Annotated in this window: 15 protein-coding genes; 11 read left to right on the forward strand and 4 right to left on the reverse strand. The window is 68.5% G+C overall.

The features are described 5' to 3' along the window. Positions 1 to 8: 8 nt before the first annotated feature. Together DTA22_RS35235 and DTA22_RS35240 are read right to left on the reverse strand one after the other, a co-directional pair. On the reverse strand, positions 9 to 815 hold the full coding sequence (locus tag DTA22_RS35235) for a family 1 encapsulin nanocompartment shell protein (protein WP_005251300.1): 807 nt from the start codon (positions 813 to 815) through the stop codon (positions 9 to 11). Further along, entirely contained in the window at positions 812 to 1,864 is a 1,053-nt protein-coding gene (locus DTA22_RS35240) for a Dyp-type peroxidase (RefSeq protein WP_112302480.1), read from the reverse strand. Before DTA22_RS35240 ends, DTA22_RS35235 begins: the two co-directional genes overlap by 4 nt. A 153-nt stretch (positions 1,865 to 2,017) precedes the next feature. Here DTA22_RS35240 and DTA22_RS35245 point away from each other — a divergent pair, with 153 nt between their 5' ends. The 5 genes from DTA22_RS35245 to DTA22_RS35265 all read left to right on the forward strand — a co-directional run bounded on the left by DTA22_RS35245 (position 2,018) and on the right by DTA22_RS35265 (position 7,184). Continuing rightward, positions 2,018 to 2,443 (forward strand): pyridoxamine 5'-phosphate oxidase family protein, encoded by a 426-nt coding sequence (locus DTA22_RS35245; RefSeq protein ID WP_112302481.1) that lies wholly within the window; start codon positions 2,018 to 2,020, stop codon positions 2,441 to 2,443. A gap of 194 nt (positions 2,444 to 2,637) precedes the next feature. Then, positions 2,638 to 3,990 carry an MFS transporter gene (locus DTA22_RS35250; RefSeq protein ID WP_112302482.1) on the forward strand — a complete coding sequence of 451 codons (1,353 nt, stop codon included), beginning with the start codon at positions 2,638 to 2,640 and terminating at the stop codon, positions 3,988 to 3,990. Continuing rightward, a complete protein-coding gene (locus tag DTA22_RS35255) occupies positions 3,987 to 5,021 on the forward strand; it encodes a Gfo/Idh/MocA family protein (RefSeq protein ID WP_112302483.1) in 1,035 nt (344 codons plus the stop codon). Before DTA22_RS35250 ends, DTA22_RS35255 begins: the two co-directional genes overlap by 4 nt. Further along, positions 5,018 to 6,070: an alcohol dehydrogenase catalytic domain-containing protein gene (locus DTA22_RS35260; protein ID WP_112302558.1), complete on the forward strand. Its 1,053-nt coding sequence runs from the start codon at positions 5,018 to 5,020 to the stop codon at positions 6,068 to 6,070. The genes DTA22_RS35255 and DTA22_RS35260 overlap by 4 nt, the downstream gene beginning before the upstream one ends. A gap of 100 nt (positions 6,071 to 6,170) precedes the next feature. After that, the gene (locus DTA22_RS35265; RefSeq protein ID WP_112302484.1) at positions 6,171 to 7,184 is read left to right on the forward strand and encodes a LacI family DNA-binding transcriptional regulator; all 1,014 of its coding nucleotides are present in this window, start codon (positions 6,171 to 6,173) and stop codon (positions 7,182 to 7,184) included. A gap of 8 nt (positions 7,185 to 7,192) precedes the next feature. On the opposite strand, the gene DTA22_RS35270 is transcribed toward DTA22_RS35265, so the two are convergent. Both DTA22_RS35270 and DTA22_RS35275 read right to left on the reverse strand, forming a co-directional pair. Then, positions 7,193 to 7,996, reverse strand: coding sequence for a sugar phosphate isomerase/epimerase family protein (locus DTA22_RS35270; protein WP_112302485.1), 804 nt, complete (start codon positions 7,994 to 7,996; stop codon positions 7,193 to 7,195). 1 nt (position 7,997) lies between these two features. Continuing rightward, the gene (locus DTA22_RS35275) at positions 7,998 to 9,155 is read right to left on the reverse strand and encodes a dihydrodipicolinate synthase family protein (protein ID WP_112302486.1); all 1,158 of its coding nucleotides are present in this window, start codon (positions 9,153 to 9,155) and stop codon (positions 7,998 to 8,000) included. 118 nt (positions 9,156 to 9,273) lie between these two features. On the opposite strand from DTA22_RS35275, the gene DTA22_RS35280 reads away from it, so the two are divergent. The 6 genes from DTA22_RS35280 (at position 9,274) to DTA22_RS35305 (ending at position 15,936) form a co-directional block, all read left to right on the forward strand. Continuing rightward, complete coding sequence (locus tag DTA22_RS35280; RefSeq protein ID WP_037225782.1) at positions 9,274 to 10,836, forward strand: CoA-transferase; 1,563 nt, start codon at positions 9,274 to 9,276, stop codon at positions 10,834 to 10,836. A 10-nt stretch (positions 10,837 to 10,846) separates the two neighbouring features. Beyond that, positions 10,847 to 12,016, forward strand: a complete 1,170-nt coding sequence (locus DTA22_RS35285; RefSeq protein ID WP_037225780.1) for an acyl-CoA dehydrogenase family protein — start codon at positions 10,847 to 10,849, stop codon at positions 12,014 to 12,016. Beyond that, positions 12,013 to 12,771: an SDR family NAD(P)-dependent oxidoreductase gene (locus DTA22_RS35290; protein WP_112302487.1), complete on the forward strand. Its 759-nt coding sequence runs from the start codon at positions 12,013 to 12,015 to the stop codon at positions 12,769 to 12,771. The genes DTA22_RS35285 and DTA22_RS35290 overlap by 4 nt, the downstream gene beginning before the upstream one ends. Then, entirely contained in the window at positions 12,768 to 13,595 is an 828-nt protein-coding gene (locus tag DTA22_RS35295) for an aldo/keto reductase (RefSeq protein WP_037225776.1), read from the forward strand. The genes DTA22_RS35290 and DTA22_RS35295 overlap by 4 nt, the downstream gene beginning before the upstream one ends. Continuing rightward, positions 13,582 to 14,706, forward strand: coding sequence for a glycerate kinase (locus DTA22_RS35300; RefSeq protein WP_112302488.1), 1,125 nt, complete (start codon positions 13,582 to 13,584; stop codon positions 14,704 to 14,706). The genes DTA22_RS35295 and DTA22_RS35300 overlap by 14 nt, the downstream gene beginning before the upstream one ends. Before the next feature lie 189 nt (positions 14,707 to 14,895). Beyond that, complete coding sequence (locus DTA22_RS35305; protein WP_037226227.1) at positions 14,896 to 15,936, forward strand: sugar ABC transporter substrate-binding protein; 1,041 nt, start codon at positions 14,896 to 14,898, stop codon at positions 15,934 to 15,936. Positions 15,937 to 15,972: the final 36 nt, after the last annotated feature.

Below are 15,972 nucleotides of genomic sequence, written 5' to 3' on the forward strand. Positions count from 1 at the left end.
GGCGTGCGTCAGCGCGCGAGGACGACCGCCGCCTCCGCGGTGAGCGAGGCGAACGTGAACGTCTCTTCGAGGTAGAGCGTGACATCGGTGGCGGTGTGGCTGTCGTAGCCGATCGACAGGTCGGTGCCGAGGGTCAGCTGGTTGTCGCCGCCGCGAGTGGACAGCACGTACCCGCCGCTGATGGCGGGTGCCCAGATGATGTCGCCGGTGACCAGGTCGCGCAGGTGGTGGAACACGGGATGTCCCTCGTCTCGGGTCTCGCTGACCGCGGTGTACGCGTCGGCGTCGAGCACCACCGAATACGGTCCCTCGACACCGGCGAGTCGCAGCGCCGACAGCGCGGAGGCGACGGCGTCGGGGATCAGCAGCGGGTCCTCCGGCAGGCTGAGGACCGGGTTGTCGCTGGACGGCCCGAGTCCGCGGATGCCCGCCTCGTCGAATCCCTGGAAGATCGACTGATCTTCCGCGAACGCGACGGCCTTCGCGGCGTCCTTGACGGGCTGCCAGTCGGAATCGAGGGAACCCCGGGCGACGTCGTCGACCTCGGCGCGGCTGAGGGTGAACGGGAACCGGAGTTCGACGAGCGGGTCGACCTGCCGCTGCTGCGCGCGGATCCTGCTGTCCGACGTCTTGATCGGGGTGACCCGGCCGAGGTTGTGGGCCGAGTAGGAGTATCCGAACGGTCCCGCGACGTCGACGACGCGTCGGCCCGCGACGTGCCGCTTGAACGTGCGGGCGGCCTCTTCGCCGATCTGCTGCCAGGCAACCTCGGTGACGGGTGCCAGGTTGCGGTGCAGATTGCTCGAATCACTCATTGCGATACTCCTTTGAGACCACCGATTTTCAGGGACAGGTCGTACGGGCCGGCCGCGTCGGGCTCGACCGGGTCTTCGGGTGCCGACTCCGCATCGGCCTGCTCGTCGCCGAGCGATTCGAGCACGTCCCGGCTCGGCACGAAGAACAACGTGCCGGTGGCCGCCGTGGAGAAGTCGAGAATGCGGTCGTAATTGCCGGGCGGCTCACCGAGAAACATGCGTCGCAACATCAGCTCGGTGACGGCGGGATCCTTGGCGTACCCGATGAAGTAGGTACCGTATTCAGCCTCGCCGAGGCTGCCGAATGCCATGTTGTCCCGGAGGATGTCGTGTTCGACGCCGTCGTCGTCGACGATGGTGTTGAGGGTGACGTGCGAATTGCTGGGCTGGACGTCGTCGTCGAGTTCGACGTTCTCGAGCTTGGTGCGCCCGATGACGCGTTCCTGCTCCTCGGTGCTCAGCGTGTTCCACTCGCTCATGTCGTGCAGGTACTTCTGCACGATCACGTAACTGCCGCCCCGGAAGTCGGGATCCTCGTCGCCGATCAGTGCGGCGTCCGCGGCGTCGTCGTCCGTGGGATTCTCGGTGCCGTCGACGAATCCGAGGAGGTCGCGGGAGTCGAAGTAGCGGAAGCCGTGCACCTCGTCGATCACGGTGGCGGCGGAGCCCAGTGCGGAGACGATCTGGCGCCCCAGTTCGAAGCACAGGTCCTTGCGGGCGGCCTTGATGTGGAACAGGACGTCACCCGGCGTGGAGGGCGCGCTGTGGACCGGTCCGGACAGCGGGACGAACGGATGCAGGCGCGCCGGCCTCGACGACGCGCTCACGCGGTCCCAGAACTGCGCACCGACACCGACCACGCAGGACAGGGAGCCGGCGAGTTCGCGGAATCCCACCGCCTTGAGCGGTCCGTCGATACCGGAGAGCACGTCGCACACCGTCGCGAGGTCGTCGTCGGAGTCCCCGGCGACGAGCACCAGGAACAGGGAGGCAGGGCTGGGTGGAGTGAGGACTGCTTGGGGTGCCAATCTCGCGACTGGGCCTGGCATCTGTGTCTCCGTTCACTTCGACGTACGACGCTGCACTGTCCGGAACCTCAGGTCCCATCTAACCGTTTCGAACCGCCAGGTTCCATTCAATCGGTCCGCCGCGCCGCTGCGGGGCTCCGGAACCTGTCGGTGGGGGCTCCTATCGTCGAGGTCATGCCATTGTCTGTGTCCGAGCGCGAACAGTTCCTGTCCGAGCCGCACATCGCGGCGCTGTCGGTCTCCGCTGGTGAGAACCGCGGACCTCTGACGGTCCCGATCTGGTATCAGTACGCCGCGGGCGGTGATCTGTGGGTACTGACCGGCGCCGGTTCGGAGAAGGCGCGCCTCATCGAGGCGGCCGGGCGATTCACCATGATGGTCGAACGAGTCGACCCCACCGTCCGATACGTCTCCGTCGAGGGCTCGGTGACGCGAAGCGTCCCGGGAACCGACGCCCAGCTGCGGGAGATCACCGAGCGCTACCTCGCGCCGGAGAAGGTCGACGCCTACCTCGACTTCGCCCGGGCCGAACTCGGCGAACAGGTCGCCATCTATCTCCGCCCCGAGCACTGGCGATCGGCGGACATGGGTCCCGCCTGACCGCGTGGCGGGCCGACCCGCCAGCGAAATGAAAGCGATATCTGACCGGGTCTAGTCGTTAAACGTCGAGCATATAGCTGTGAACTGTGAAAACGGGAATCCTGCCGCGCTTGTGAGAAAGCGTTTACAAATTCGGTGACGTGGGTCATAGTAGTCGGGTTCCGGCAGTTTCCCTTCACAGTCAGGAGTTCTCGATGGGCATGACCGAACTCGGCACCGAGCGGTCGACCGCGGTGCCGCACGGGTCGGCAGGGCAGCAACGCCGCCGGGTGATCAAGGCGAGCGCGGCGGGAACCGTGATCGAGTGGTACGACTTCACGCTCTACGGTCTCGCAGCCGCCCTGGTCTTCGGGCCCCTCTACTTCCCCGGGGCGGGTTCCCTCGCCGGCACGATGGCCGCCTTCGGGACGTTCGCCGTCGGGCTCGGCGCCCGCCCGATCGGTGGACTCGTCTTCGCCCACTTCGGCGATCGGCTCGGCCGCAAGCCGATGCTCCTCATGACCCTGCTCGTCATGGGCGCCTCGACGACGCTGATCGGTGCGCTGCCCACCGCGGACTCGATCGGTATCTGGGCGCCGATTCTCCTGATCGTCCTTCGCCTGTTCCAGGGTGCGGGCGCGGGCGCCGAGTTCGCCGGGGCGATCACGATGGTCACCGAATCCACGGACAGCTCCCGGCGAGCGCTCTCCAGTGCGTATCCGGGGGCCGCGATCTACGTCGGAACCGGCGGCGCCACCATGATCTTCGCGTTGCTCACGCTGATGCCCGACGACCTCTTCCTGTCCTGGGGCTGGCGAATTCCGTTCCTGGCCAGCGCCGTCATCGTTCTCGTGGCCGGCTATCTGCGGCTGAAGGTGAACGAGACGGCGGTGTTCGAGGAGGCCGCGCAGCACGGGGAGGTGGACCGCGCCCCGCTGGTCGAGGCGGTCCGAAACCACTGGCGGCAGATCCTGTGCGGGCTGGCCCTGTTCAGCTTCGTGATCCCGTGGGCCTACGTCATGCAGGTCTTCGCGCTCTCGTTCGTGACCAAGACCCTCGGCGTCGATTCCACCCAGGCCCTGATCGGATTGATCGTCGCCGAGTTCTGCGCCATCCCCGTCATCATCGGGTTCGGCCGACTGGCCGACAAGATCGGCCGCAAGCCGGTCCTGTTGTCCGGCGCCGTCTTCGGCATCGTGTTCCCGTTCCCGATGTTCATGATGCTCGACACGCGGTCGCCGTGGATGGTCGGATTGGCGCTGATCCTCGGAATCTGCCTCGTCCAGGGCACGACGTCCGGTCCGGGCGGTGCGCTGCTCTCCGAACTGTTTCCCACCAAGATCCGGTGGAGCGGTATCGCGATCTCCCGGGAGATCCCGGCCGCCGTGGTCGGCGGCACGATCCCGCTGGTCGCCACCGCCCTCGTCGCCATCGCGGGCGGAACGCCCTGGCTCGTCGCGAGCTACCTCATGGGCTTGAGCGTGGTCGGGCTGATCGGCATCGCCCTGCTTCCCGAGACCCTCGGCCGGAGCGTGGGCTCGCGACAGACCGCCGAGGCCGCATCGTGACCCGTCGTGTCGTGGTGGTCGGTGCCGGCCTCGCGAGCGCCGCGCATCTCACGGCTCTCCGGGCTGTCGGCGCCCACGTGGTCGGTGTGGTGACGCGCGACGAGACGAGGGCGGCGGCCGCACGCCGACTGGCACCGGAGGCACGGATACTCCCGAGCCTCGATGCGGCAGTAGCCCTGGACGCCGACACGGCGGTGGTGGTCACGCCGCCGTCCAGTCACCTGGCCGTCGCGTCGGCACTGGCCGAGCGCGGCCTGGACCTGGTGATCGACAAACCGCTGGCGGCGTCATTGCACGAAGCGCAGGCGATCGACGACGTCGCCGAGCGGTCCGGCGTGCGGGCCGCGGTCACGCTGCAACACCGCTACAAGGAGGCGGCGCGTCGCGCGCGGCGGCTACTCTCGGACGGCGCGATCGGCGCGCTCCGCTCGGCGACCGTCACCGTCCCGCTGTGGCGCCCCGACTCCTACTACGCCGAGGCCGGACGCGGCACCTGGAACCGCGACGGCGGCGGCGTGCTGATCACCCAGGCCATCCACACCCTCGACCTCTACCTGTCGCTGACCGGCCCCGCGCGCAGTGTCGTGGCCACGGCTTCCACCAGCCGAGGCCGGCTCGAGGCCGAGGACACGATTCACCTCCTGATCGACCACGGCACGCACACGGCATCGGTGACGGCGAGCACGGCGGCGTGGCCGGGTGGAGCCGAGACGATCCACCTCTACGGCGACGCGGGACAGCTACGGCTGGTGGGTGATTCGCTCGTCCAGATCGGCGACGGCGTCCGCCCACTCGTCGACGGGCACGTCGACGCGTCCGGGCCGGACCCGCTGTCCATGACGGCGTGGTTCCGGTCTCTGTACGACGACGTCTTCACCAGTTGGGCGGCAGGCACGGCACCGTTGTCCGACGCCCGGTCCGGGCTGCCCGTGCAGTCCGTGATCGACGCCGCCTACCGGTCCGCCGCAGCCGGCGCGACGCCGATCACGATCACCGTCTCCGAGGAAAGGGAAAGCGCATGTCAGTCTTGAGTATTCGGGTCGACGGCCCGAACGAGTATCGCCTCGACCACGGTGACGTCACGCGGCCAGGCGAGGGGGAGGTGCTCGTCGCTCTCGACTCGGCCGGGATCTGCGGCGGCGACCTGTCGCATCTGCGTGGCCGGAACGCCGTCGCCGCATATCCGACGGTGCTGGGCCACGAATGCGCCGGACGCGTGTCGCGGGTGGGTCCGGGCACGAGTCTCACGGTCGGTCAGCCGGTGATGGTCTACCCGACAACGGGGTGCGGCCTGTGCCGCGCCTGCCGCGACGGCAGGATCAACAACTGCCCGAGCATCCGGGTGTTCGGATTGTCCGACCCACGCGGGTGCTTCAGCGAGGAATTCGTCGTTCCCGAGGCGCAGTGCGTGCCGGTGAGCGACTCGGTGCTGGACCGTTTCGGGGCGCTCGTCGAACCGCTCGCCGTCGGCGTTCACGTGGTCCGGCGCGGCGGCGCGTCGGAGGGGGACACCGCGCTGGTCATCGGGACCGGTGCGATCGGTCTCGCGACCACGCTGGTGGCCCGGAGTCGCGGCGTCCGGGTGTTCGGTGTCGATCGCTACACCGAACGTGAACAGCCTGCCCTGGCGTGCGGGATGAGCGACTTCACGACCGACTCGGGGGACGCGCTCGAGAGCTGGCTCCGGGAGCGGACGGACTCGGTCGACCTCGTCTACGACACTGTGTGCACCGAGGAATCGTCTCGGCTGGCGCTGCGGGTCCTCGCACCCGGCGGCCGCTACGTGGCGATCGCGTCCGCGAAACCCGGGCACGAACTGACCCTGGACTACAGCGCGCTCTACGCCCGCGAACTGTCCGTCGTGGCCTGCCGGAACTACGTCCGGCAGGACTTCGTCGAGGCGGCCGAACTACTCGAGTCGGGGAGGGTGGACGCGTCGCCGCTGCACACCGCGACGTTCGCGCTGGACGAGTTCGGCCGTGCGGTCGAGGAACTCGAATCGAACGGCAGCAGGCACGTCAAGGTGCTGCTGACCTCCCGGAAACTGCTGGGGACGCGCGCCTTGTTGCGCAGGGAGTGAATGTCCACGTGATCCGGGGCCGTCTTCGCGATACGCTGTAAGCGTTTCCACCCTGAGGTGGCAGACGGTAGCAATGGTGACGAGAGATGTAGAGGCAGCTATGGCTGATCAGACCCGAGTGCCCGCGAGCCGTCGCGTCACGATCAATACCGTAGCCAAGGCGGCCGGTGTCTCGATCGCCACCGTCTCCCGTGTCATGAGCGGCAGCTCGTCGGTCACCCCGGACCTCGCGGCCCGGGTCCACAAGGTCGCCGACGAGCTGTCCTACCGGCCCAGCACCGCGGCCCGCGGACTCGTCCTCGGGTCGCTGAGAAACATGGGCGTGATCCTGCCCGACCTGGCGAACGCGTATTTCTTCGACGTCGTCAAGCAGATGCACCACGGCGCCACCGCCGACGGATACCGCATGCTCGTCGCCGACTACTCCGGTGACGCGGCCGACGAACTCGCCACCGCACTCGACCTGCTCGGTCAGGTCGACGGACTCGTGCTGCTCTCGTCGAGGATTCCGACGAGTGGTCTGAAGGACCTCGCCAAGCAGTCGACTCCCGTTCTGCTCGTCAACCGGGTGGAACTGGAAGTCGATCTCCCCATGGTCGCCGTCGACAACTTCACCCCCATGATGCAGCTGTGCGGACACCTCGCGAAGCTGGGCCACCGCCGGATCGTCTACGTGAAGGGGTCGGATCTGGCCTGGCAGAACCGTGAGCGGTGGCGGGCCATCGAAATGGCGAAGGTGCTCGGAATCGAGGCGACGGCGGTGCCGTCGGACGGAACCATCGAGGGTGGCTACGACGTGGTGGAAGAAGCACTCACGCACGAGCCGACCGCCCTCGTCTGTTTCAACGACCTGACCGCGCTGGGCGTCATCTCGAAGCTGCGTGAGCGCGGACTCCGTGTCCCCGAGGACATTTCGGTCACCGGATTCGACGACATCGACATGGCGCGCCACCTGGCGCCACGCCTGACCACGGTGGTGAGCCCGAAGATCGATCTGGGCGACAAGGCGTGGTCGCTGATGCGCGCGGCCCTGAACAACGAGACCACCACGTCTCCGCCGCTGATCCCCGCCGACGTCGTCATTCGCGAGTCGACGGGGCCCGCCGCGAGCTGAGCCGGGTTTCAGACGGCGGCGAGGCCGTTCGCCGCGGCGTGGACCGCGCGCGGGGCGGCCTCGGCCCACCAGCGGTCGCTGAGGATCTCGACCTCCACGAGCCCCGCGTAGCCGGCGTTTCTGCAGTCGGCGACGAATCCGGTCATGTCGATGCAGCCTTCGCCGGGCATGCCGCGGCTGCTGAGTTCGCCCTGGATCGGGGTGACCCAGTCGGCGAGTTGCACCGAGAACAGGCGTTCGCCTGCCCGGGCGATCTGCTGCTGCAGCGCCGCATCCCACCACACGTGATACGAGTCGAGGGCGATGCCGACCAGGTCGGAATCGATCGCCTCGATCAGGTCATTCGCCTCCTGAAGCGACGTGATCACCGACCGGCTCGACGCCATCATCGGGTGCATCGGCTCGACCGCGAGCCGCACACCGGCCTGGCGGGCGTACGGCTCGAGTTCGGCGATGCCGTCGTGGACCTGCAATCTTGCGCCGGCGAGGTCGCCGTGGGCGGCGCCGCAGACCAGGACGAGGCAGTCGGCGCCGAGGGCGTGCGCCTGATCGACCGCCACTCGGTTGTCGGCCATGGCTTCTCGTCGCAGCTCGGCGGTCGGTTGCGGGAACATCCCGCCCCGGCAAACGCTGGTGACGCGCAGCCCCGACCCTCTGAGCCGGGCCGACGCGCCCGCCAGGTCCACGCCGTCGAGGACGTCCCGCCACAGGCCGACTCCGCCGAACCCCCACTGCTCGGCGAGTTCGGCGACCTCGGTGAAGCCGGCACCCTTGACGGTGACGGAGTTGAGACTGCACTGCGCGAGGTCCATGTCAGCGGATTCCGTGCACAGCGAAGTATGCCGAGGCCCGTGCGGCGGTGAAGTCGGGATCGGTGAACAGGCCGATCGCGTCGGCCGCGCGGATCAGTTCGGCCAGATGGGTGAGGCTGCGGCCGGTTTCGAAGCCGCCGATCATCCGGAAGTGGTCCTGCTTGCCGTTCAGGTACGCCAACCACGCGACGCCGACCTTGTAGTACTGCGTCGGGGCGGCGAACAGCAGCCGGCTCAGGGTTTCGGTGGGGCCCAGGATGTTCCGGAACCCCTGCTCGTCGCCGTCGTCCAGCCGGGCGAACGCGGCGGAGGCGAACGGGCCGAGCGCGGCGAACGCACCCAGCAGGGCGTCGCTGGTGTGGGTGCCGTCGCCGGCGATCAGGTCGACGTAGTTGTAGTCGTCGCCGGTGAACACCCGAACGTCGTCGGGCATCCGGTTGCGCAGGGCGATCTCGAGCGCGGGGTCGAGCAGGGAGACCTTGATGCCGCGTACGCGCTCGTGATGTGTGGTGATGATCTGCAGGACGGTGTCCATCGCGGCAACCGGCTCCGAGAAGCCCCAGTACCCGTCGAGGGCGGGGTCGAACACCGAGCCCAGCCAATGGAGGACGACCGGGCGGGTGGCCGCCGACAGCACCGCGTCGTACACGGCGAGGTAGTCGTCGGGGCCGGTGGCGGCGCGGGCGAGGTGCCGACTCGCCATCAGCACCACCTCGCCGCCGGCGGATTCGATCGCCTCGACCTGCTCGAGGTAGGCGTCGCGGATCTCGTCGAGCGTGGGGGTGTCGGTCTTCAGTTGATCGGTGGCCACGCCCACGACCACCTTCCCGCCGACCGCCTTCGCGTCGGTGAGCGTGCGGACGGCGAGTTCCCGGGCACCGGCCCAGTCGAGCCCCATGCCGCGCTGGGCGGTGTCCATCGACTCGGCCACCCCGAGCCCCAGCGACCACAGGTCGCGGCGCAGTTGCAGGGTGGCGTCCCAGTCGATCTGATCCGCGGCATTCTCCGCGGACGCCCGTAGCGGATGGGCCACCACGTGCGAGGCCGCGTACACCGCCCTGCTGCTCGGCGGCGTGGACCGGGTGTCCAGCCGGGCGGGTGCGTTCAACGCGAGAGTCGTGGGCGAACCGTGGCGATCGGGCAGCAGGATCGAAGCCATGAAATCTCCTGTAATCGTTTTCTTGATGTTGTGCAGCTCACAATATACTGTGTCAATCACCGAGGTCCATAGCGTTAATGGGCCGATTGGCAGAATGTAAGCATTTACAGGAGCGGATATGACACAGCCTGGAACGGGTGCCGCCTCGAGGCGCTGGACACTGACCACCGCGACACGAGCCGTGAGCGACATCGCGCCAGGAGCGACCATCGCCCTCACCGGTTCGGGCGGTGGGATCCTCGAACCGGACACCGTCCTGAAGGCACTGGAGGAGTGCTTCCTCGCGACCGGATCGCCGAGGGAACTCACGATCGTGCACGCCCTCGGCATCGGCGACCGGGTGAGCCGCGGAACCAACCACCTCGCGCACAAGGGCATGGTCAAGCGGGTCATCGGCGGGCACTGGACGTGGTCGCCGACCATGATCGACCTCGTTCGCAACGACGAGATCGAGGCGTACGCGTGGCCCGGCGGCGCGATCAGTCAGCTGCTGCGGGAGATCGGTGCGCGCCGGCCGGGCCTCATCACCGCGACCGGTCTCGACACCTTCGTCGATCCACGGCACGGCGGGGGCAAGTTCACGCCGTCCGCCACCGAGGACCTCGTCGAACTCCTGACTCTGGACGGCCGCGAGTACCTGCGCTACAAGCCGTTTCCCGTCGACGTGGCCATCGTCCGCGGCGATTCCATCGACCCGTCCGGGAACGTCACGTGCTCGGGCGAGGCGGCCCAGCTCGACGCGCTGGCCGTCGCTCAGGCGGCGAAGGCGAGCGGCGGCCGGGTCATCGTGCAGGTGAAGAACCTGCTGGACCGGCCGATCGATCCGCGGCTCGTGCACATTCCGGCGGTCCTGGTGGACGACGTCGTCCACGCACCGGCCCAATGGCAGACGTACGCGGGCGAATTCGACCCGGAACTCTCCGGCGACGCTGCGAACTCCGGTTTCGGGGCCACGAACCACGACCCGATCCGCATGCTGATCGCCCGGCGTGCCGCCGCCGAGGTCCGGGACGGCGACGTCCTCAACGTCGGCTTCGGGGTGTCCGCCCTGGTCGTGGACGCGCTCGCCGAACAGGATCGCCTGGACGACATCACTCTCGCCATCGAACAGGGACTGATCGACGGCATCCCCGTCTCCGGCGATCTGTTCGGGGCCGCGCGGGGACCGAAGGTCGTGCATTCGTCGACCACCCAGTTCGACCTGTTCTCGGGCGGAATGCTCGACGTCAGCTGCCTCGGCATGGCCGAGGTCGACTCCACCGGCGCCGTCAACGTCAGCAAGATCGGCGGCGGAATCGTCGGACCGGGCGGGTTCATCGACATCTCCCAGAACTCGCCGCGCGCCGTGTTCTGCGGAACGTTCACCGCCCGCGGCCTGGACGTCGAGATCGTCGGAGGAGAACTGGTGATCCGGCGCGAAGGCTCGGTGCCGAAGTTCGTCGACCGTGTCGATCAGGTCACCTACTCCGGTGCTCTCGCCGTCCGCGAGGGACGTGAGGCGGTCTATGTCACCGAACGCGCCGTCTTCGCCCTCACCCGGGACGGCCTCGAACTCGTCGAGATCGCACCCGGCATCGACATCGATCGGGACATTCTGCCGCACATGGGATTCCGTCCGATCATCAAGAACCCACGCCTGATGGACGCGGGGTTGTTCGCCCCCGTCGCCGTACACATCTGAGGAGAACTGCATGTCAACCGGAAACAGCGTCATTCCCTCGTCGGTGCTCGGCGCCGACGAACGCAAGCTCGTCGCCGAGTTCGTCGACGAACGGATCCGTCCGGTCGCCACCGAACTGGACGAGACCGAACGATTCCCCGAAGAGATCTACCGGGAGATGGGCAAGATCGGGCTCTTCGGCATCACCGTGCCCGAGAAGTTCGGTGGCTTCGGCGGCACCGCCCTCGACTACCTGTTCGTCATGGAGTCCCTGTCCTACGGGTACGCGTCGGTGGCCGACCAGTGCGGCCTCGTCGAGATCCTCGGCAGCCTGCTCGGCAACTACGGCACACCCGAGCAGCAGGAGCAGTACCTGCGCCCGATGCTCTCCGCCGAGAAGCGCTGCGCCTACGCGCTCACCGAGCCGGGATCCGGATCCGACCTCGGATCGATCACCACACGGGCGGTCCGCAGCGGCGACGGCTGGGTGCTCACCGGCGAGAAGATCTACATCCACAACGCCCCCGTCGCGGACTTCGCGGTCGTCCTCGCCGTCACCGACCCCGAACTCGGGAAGCGCGGCGGCATCTCCGTCTTCCTGGTGGACGTCGACCAGCCCGGCGTCAGCCGCGCCTACCACGAACACAAGATGGGCCAGCGGGCCTCGCAGGTCGGCGGGCTGGTGTTCGACTCCGTCCCACTGTCGGCCGACGCCCTCCTCGGCGAGGAAGGCAAGGCGTTCGGTTACATGATGAAGGTGCTGGCCAAGGGCCGTCTCGGCATCTCGGGCCTGAGCCTCGGCATCAGCCGCGCCGCCCTGGACGCCGCCACCCGGCAGTCCCTCGACCGCAGCCAGTTCGGCAAGCCGATCTCCGCCAACCAGGGCATCTCCTTCTCCCTCGCCACCGTCGCCACCGAGCTGCGGGCCGGCACCGCGCTGTCGGTCGAGGCGGCGCGGGCGCTCGACACGGGGGCAGCGGACGCCGAGACGCTCTGCTCGATGGCCAAGCTCTACGCGTCCGAGGGATGCGTGCGCCACGCCGACGCCGCCGTGCAGGTGTTCGGCGGCAACGGCTTCATCCGCGGATACGAGGTCGAGCGCCTCTACCGCGACGCCCGCATCACGAAGATCTACGAAGGCACCAGCGAAATGCAGCGGCTCATCATCAGCCGGGCAGTACTGAAGGGAGCCGCGGCATGAGCGGCGTTGCACAATCCACCAACTCGGTCGATCTGTCCGGGAAGACCGCCATCGTGACCGGTGCGGCCGGCGGGATCGGTTCGGCGATCGCCCGCGCCCTCGCCCGCAGCGGGGCACTCGTGGTCGCGGCCGACGCCGACCCGAAGGTCACCGACGTCGCGGCGGAGTTCGGCGGGCACGGCCTCTGCGGCGACCTCACCGACCCCGAGTTCGGCGCACGCGCCGTCGATCTCGCCCAGCAGCTGTCGGGGCGCCTCGACATCCTGATCAACGCGGCCGGGATCCAGTTGCGGACCACGGCGATCGACGTGGACGAGGACGGGTGGGAACGTCTCCTCGACGTCAATCTGTCGGCGGCCTACCGGCTGACGCGGCAGGCGGCCAAGTCGCTCGTCGACGCCCGCGGCAGCATCGTGAACATTGCGTCGCTGTCCGCGGATCGCGCCGTCCCGGGGATCGTTCCCTACGGTGCGACGAAGGCCGCACTGACGCAGCTCGGCAAGGGTCTGGCCGTGGAACTCGGCCCCCACGGCGTGCGCGTCAACACCGTCTCGCCGGGCTACATCGAAACCCCGATGACGGCGGACGTGCTGGGGCAGGAAGACTTCCGCGCCCAGAAGCTGAGCCGTATCCCGTTGCAACGGTTCGCCGACGGCGACGACGTCGCCGACGTGGTGCTGTTCCTGGTCTCCGACGCCGCGCGGTACGTCACCGGCGTGGTCCTGCCCGTCGACGGCGGGTACTCGATCACATGACGAGCCTGGCGACCGTTCCCTCGGTCACGTTGAACAACGACGTCACGATGCCCGCACTCGGGTTCGGCCTGTTCACCATCCCCGACGAGGACATGGGTTCCACGGTGTCGCACGCGCTGGCCGCCGGCTATCGTGCGTTCGACACCGCCCCGATGTACGGCAACGAGGCGTCTCTCGGTGCGGCGCTGGCCGGGGCGGACGTCGATCGGGACGCGATCTTCGTGACCACCAAGATCTCCAACGAGGATCAGGGGTACCAGCAGGCACTGGACGCCTTCGAGGCGAGCGCGGCGAAACTCGGCCGCATCGACCTGTGCCTCATCCACTGGCCGGCACCGGGCCGCGGACTGTACCTGGAGACGTGGCGCGCACTCGAGAAGCTGTACTACGACGGACGGGTGCGGGCGATCGGCGTGTCGAACTTCCAGCCCGAACAGCTCGAGCGGCTCGCGGAGATCGCGACGATCACCCCGGCGGTCAATCAGGTCGAACTGCACCCGCTGCTCACGCAGTCCGCACTGACGGATCTGCACCGGTCGATGGGCATCCGAACCCAGGCGTGGGCGCCGCTGGCGAGGGGGCATCTGAACGACCACGCACTCCTGGCGGCGCTCGCCGCCCGGCACCGGGTGTCGGTCGCGCAGATCGTGCTGCGCTGGCACTTGCAGATCGGGACGATTCCACTGCCGAAATCTTCTGCGGTGCACCGGATGCGGCAGAACGCGAACGTGTTCGGTTTCCGGCTGTCCGCCGCGGAGATGGACGCGATCTCGGCTCTGAATCGCGATCAGCGCACGGGACCCCACCCCGATGACGTCGACTGACGCCGGCTCGATGCGGGTGGTACTGGCCCCGGATTCGTTCAAGGGCTCACTGACGGCGACGGAGGTGGCGGCGGCTCTGGCGGCCGGCTGGTCGACGGTCCGGCCGAACGACGAGCTGGTCCTGCTCCCGCAGGCGGACGGCGGCGAAGGCACGGTGGACGCCGTCGCGTCCTGCCACGACACCGGCGTGTGGCGTGCGGTGCCGGGTGTCCGGGGTCCTGACGGGCGTCTCACGACCGGACGCTGGCTGCTGCTCCGGGACGGTACGGCGGTGATCGAACTCGCCCAGATGAGTGGGCTGCCGCTGATGGACTCGCCGGATCCGGGGGGAGCGTCGACGACCGGGCTGGGACAGGTGATCGCCGCAGCACTGGCGGACGGCGCGAAGGCACTGCTGATCGGACTCGGCGGTTCCGCGTCCACCGACGGCGGTGCGGGCGCCCTGCGGGCGCTCGGCGCGAAGCTCCTGGACCGCGACGGCCGGGAGATCTCCGACGGGGGTGCCGGCCTGGCCGCTCTCGCCGCGATCGACGTGGGCTCGCTGACCGAGCCCCCACCCGGTGGCGTCGAGCTGCTGACGGACACGACGGCCGTCCTGTGCGGCCCACAGGGGGCGGCGCACGTCTTCGGGCCGCAGAAGGGCGCCGACCCCGCGGTGCGGGACCTCCTGGATCGCGCGCTCGCGACGTTCGCCGCCTGCCTCGGCGCACGACTGCCGTGCACTCCCGACGAACCCGGTGCCGGAGCTGCGGGCGGCACGGGATTCGGACTGTCGGCCTGGGGCGGCCGGCTGGTGCCGGGCGCCGCCCGCATCGCAGAACTCACCGGGCTGAGCGCCGAGTTCGGCCGCGCCGACGTCGTGGTCACCGGTGAAGGCCAGTTCGACGCGACGTCGCTGTCCGGCAAACTCGTCGGTTCCGTGCTGGAGCGGTGCGCGGACACCGCGACCCGATCGGTGGTCGTCGCGGGCCGTCTCGCGGCGTCGCCGCCCGGTATCGGGCTCTCGCTGACCGACCTGGCGGGAAGCTCCGAAGCGGCACTCGTCGCACCCACGATGTGGTGCCGCGTGGCCGGCGCGGTCGCGGCCGCGCGGCTCACCAGCAATTTGTAATCGGTTTCTCGCCTGTCCGGTCGATCCGGATGACCCTTGACCAGACCATGCAGCGCTTGACTTGTGACGCCGATCACGGTAAGAAAGCGTTTACATTCTTTTTCAGGAAGTGGACGAACGATGACACGGACGCAACGATCAATCAGGGCGGCAGCCCGGGCCGTCGGCGTTGCCGCGGCAGTCTCCGTCATGGCGAGCTCCGCCATCGCCTGCTCGACGGGATCGGAACAGATCGAGCGGGACGGCGCAGCCGTCGACCGGGGCGACATGGTGATGGTCTCCGAGGTCCGGTCGCTGACCAACCCGTACGAGGCCGCGTGGGTGCAGGGCAGCCGCGCATACGCCGAATCGCTGGGGATCGAGCTGAAGGTGATCGTCTACGGCGGCGACTCGCAGAACGCGCTGTCGCAATTGCAGTCGGTGCTCGCGGCGGGCAAGACCGTCCTGCTCAACATCAACCCCAACACGAGCGCCGACACCCCCGCGATCGTGCGCGCCGTGCAGAACAGCGGCGGGTGCGCGGTCACCCAGTGGAGCAAGCCGGCCGACCTGCACCCCTGGGACGTCGGGAACGGATGGGCGTCCTACGTCGCCTACGACGGCGTCCAGCAGGGAGCCGACACGGGCAAGGCCCTCGTCGATTCGCTCGGCGGCACCGGCGGCGTGATCGCGCTCCAGGGTTTGCTCGCCAACGAGATCAGCCAGACCCGGTTCCAGGGCTTCCAGCAGGCCATGGACGGACAGTCCGGCGTCGCCCTGCTCGACGACCAGCCCGCCGACTTCGACCGCAACAAGGCCTACACCACCACGCAGACCCTGCTCAACAAGTACGGCGACCAGGTGAACGGTATCTGGGCCGCAACGGATTCCATGGCGCTGGGCGCCCTGCAGGCGGTCCGCGAGGCGGGTCGCGCGGGGGAGATCAAGATCGCCAGCGCCGCGGACGCCACCCCGGAAGGCCTGGACGCCATCGCGAACGGGGAGCTGGTCTCCACCTACACGACCGATCCCTACTTCAACGGTGCAATGGGACTCGCCATCTGCTACCAGGCCATGACCGGCGGAATCGACGTCGAGTCGCTGCCCCGTGAGAACCGCGAGTTCTTCGTCGACCAGTCGCTCATCACCGCGAACAACGTCGACCAGTTCCTCGCCGTGCCGAGTGACGAGGAGATCGTGCGGTCCGTGCAGGATCCGTTCTCCCGCATCACCGGCCCGGTTGCCCGGTAGCCCACTCTCGATTCACGAACCACACAATCTTCCGAA

Origin of the sequence: Rhodococcus wratislaviensis, assembly GCF_900455735.1 — a bacterium.
Classification (GTDB): domain Bacteria; phylum Actinomycetota; class Actinomycetes; order Mycobacteriales; family Mycobacteriaceae; genus Rhodococcus_F; species Rhodococcus_F wratislaviensis.

What these genes read in the sequence shown, in the direction of transcription:
- DTA22_RS35235 (WP_005251300.1), bottom strand. Translation starts at nt 815, where the DNA reads ATGAGTGATTCGAGCAATCTGCACCGCAACCTGGCACCCGTCACCGAG.
- DTA22_RS35270 (WP_112302485.1), bottom strand. Translation starts at nt 7,996, where the DNA reads ATGGACCTCGCGCAGTGCAGTCTCAACTCCGTCACCGTCAAGGGTGCC.
- DTA22_RS35295 (WP_037225776.1), top strand. Translation starts at nt 12,768, where the DNA reads ATGACGAGCCTGGCGACCGTTCCCTCGGTCACGTTGAACAACGACGTC.
- DTA22_RS35240 (WP_112302480.1), bottom strand. Translation starts at nt 1,864, where the DNA reads ATGCCAGGCCCAGTCGCGAGATTGGCACCCCAAGCAGTCCTCACTCCA.
- DTA22_RS35285 (WP_037225780.1), top strand. Translation starts at nt 10,847, where the DNA reads ATGTCAACCGGAAACAGCGTCATTCCCTCGTCGGTGCTCGGCGCCGAC.
- DTA22_RS35275 (WP_112302486.1), bottom strand. Translation starts at nt 9,155, where the DNA reads ATGGCTTCGATCCTGCTGCCCGATCGCCACGGTTCGCCCACGACTCTC.
- DTA22_RS35265 (WP_112302484.1), top strand. Translation starts at nt 6,171, where the DNA reads ATGGCTGATCAGACCCGAGTGCCCGCGAGCCGTCGCGTCACGATCAAT.
- DTA22_RS35305 (WP_037226227.1), top strand. Translation starts at nt 14,896, where the DNA reads ATGGCGAGCTCCGCCATCGCCTGCTCGACGGGATCGGAACAGATCGAG.
- DTA22_RS35250 (WP_112302482.1), top strand. Translation starts at nt 2,638, where the DNA reads ATGGGCATGACCGAACTCGGCACCGAGCGGTCGACCGCGGTGCCGCAC.
- DTA22_RS35290 (WP_112302487.1), top strand. Translation starts at nt 12,013, where the DNA reads ATGAGCGGCGTTGCACAATCCACCAACTCGGTCGATCTGTCCGGGAAG.
- DTA22_RS35280 (WP_037225782.1), top strand. Translation starts at nt 9,274, where the DNA reads ATGACACAGCCTGGAACGGGTGCCGCCTCGAGGCGCTGGACACTGACC.
- DTA22_RS35300 (WP_112302488.1), top strand. Translation starts at nt 13,582, where the DNA reads ATGACGTCGACTGACGCCGGCTCGATGCGGGTGGTACTGGCCCCGGAT.
- DTA22_RS35245 (WP_112302481.1), top strand. Translation starts at nt 2,018, where the DNA reads ATGCCATTGTCTGTGTCCGAGCGCGAACAGTTCCTGTCCGAGCCGCAC.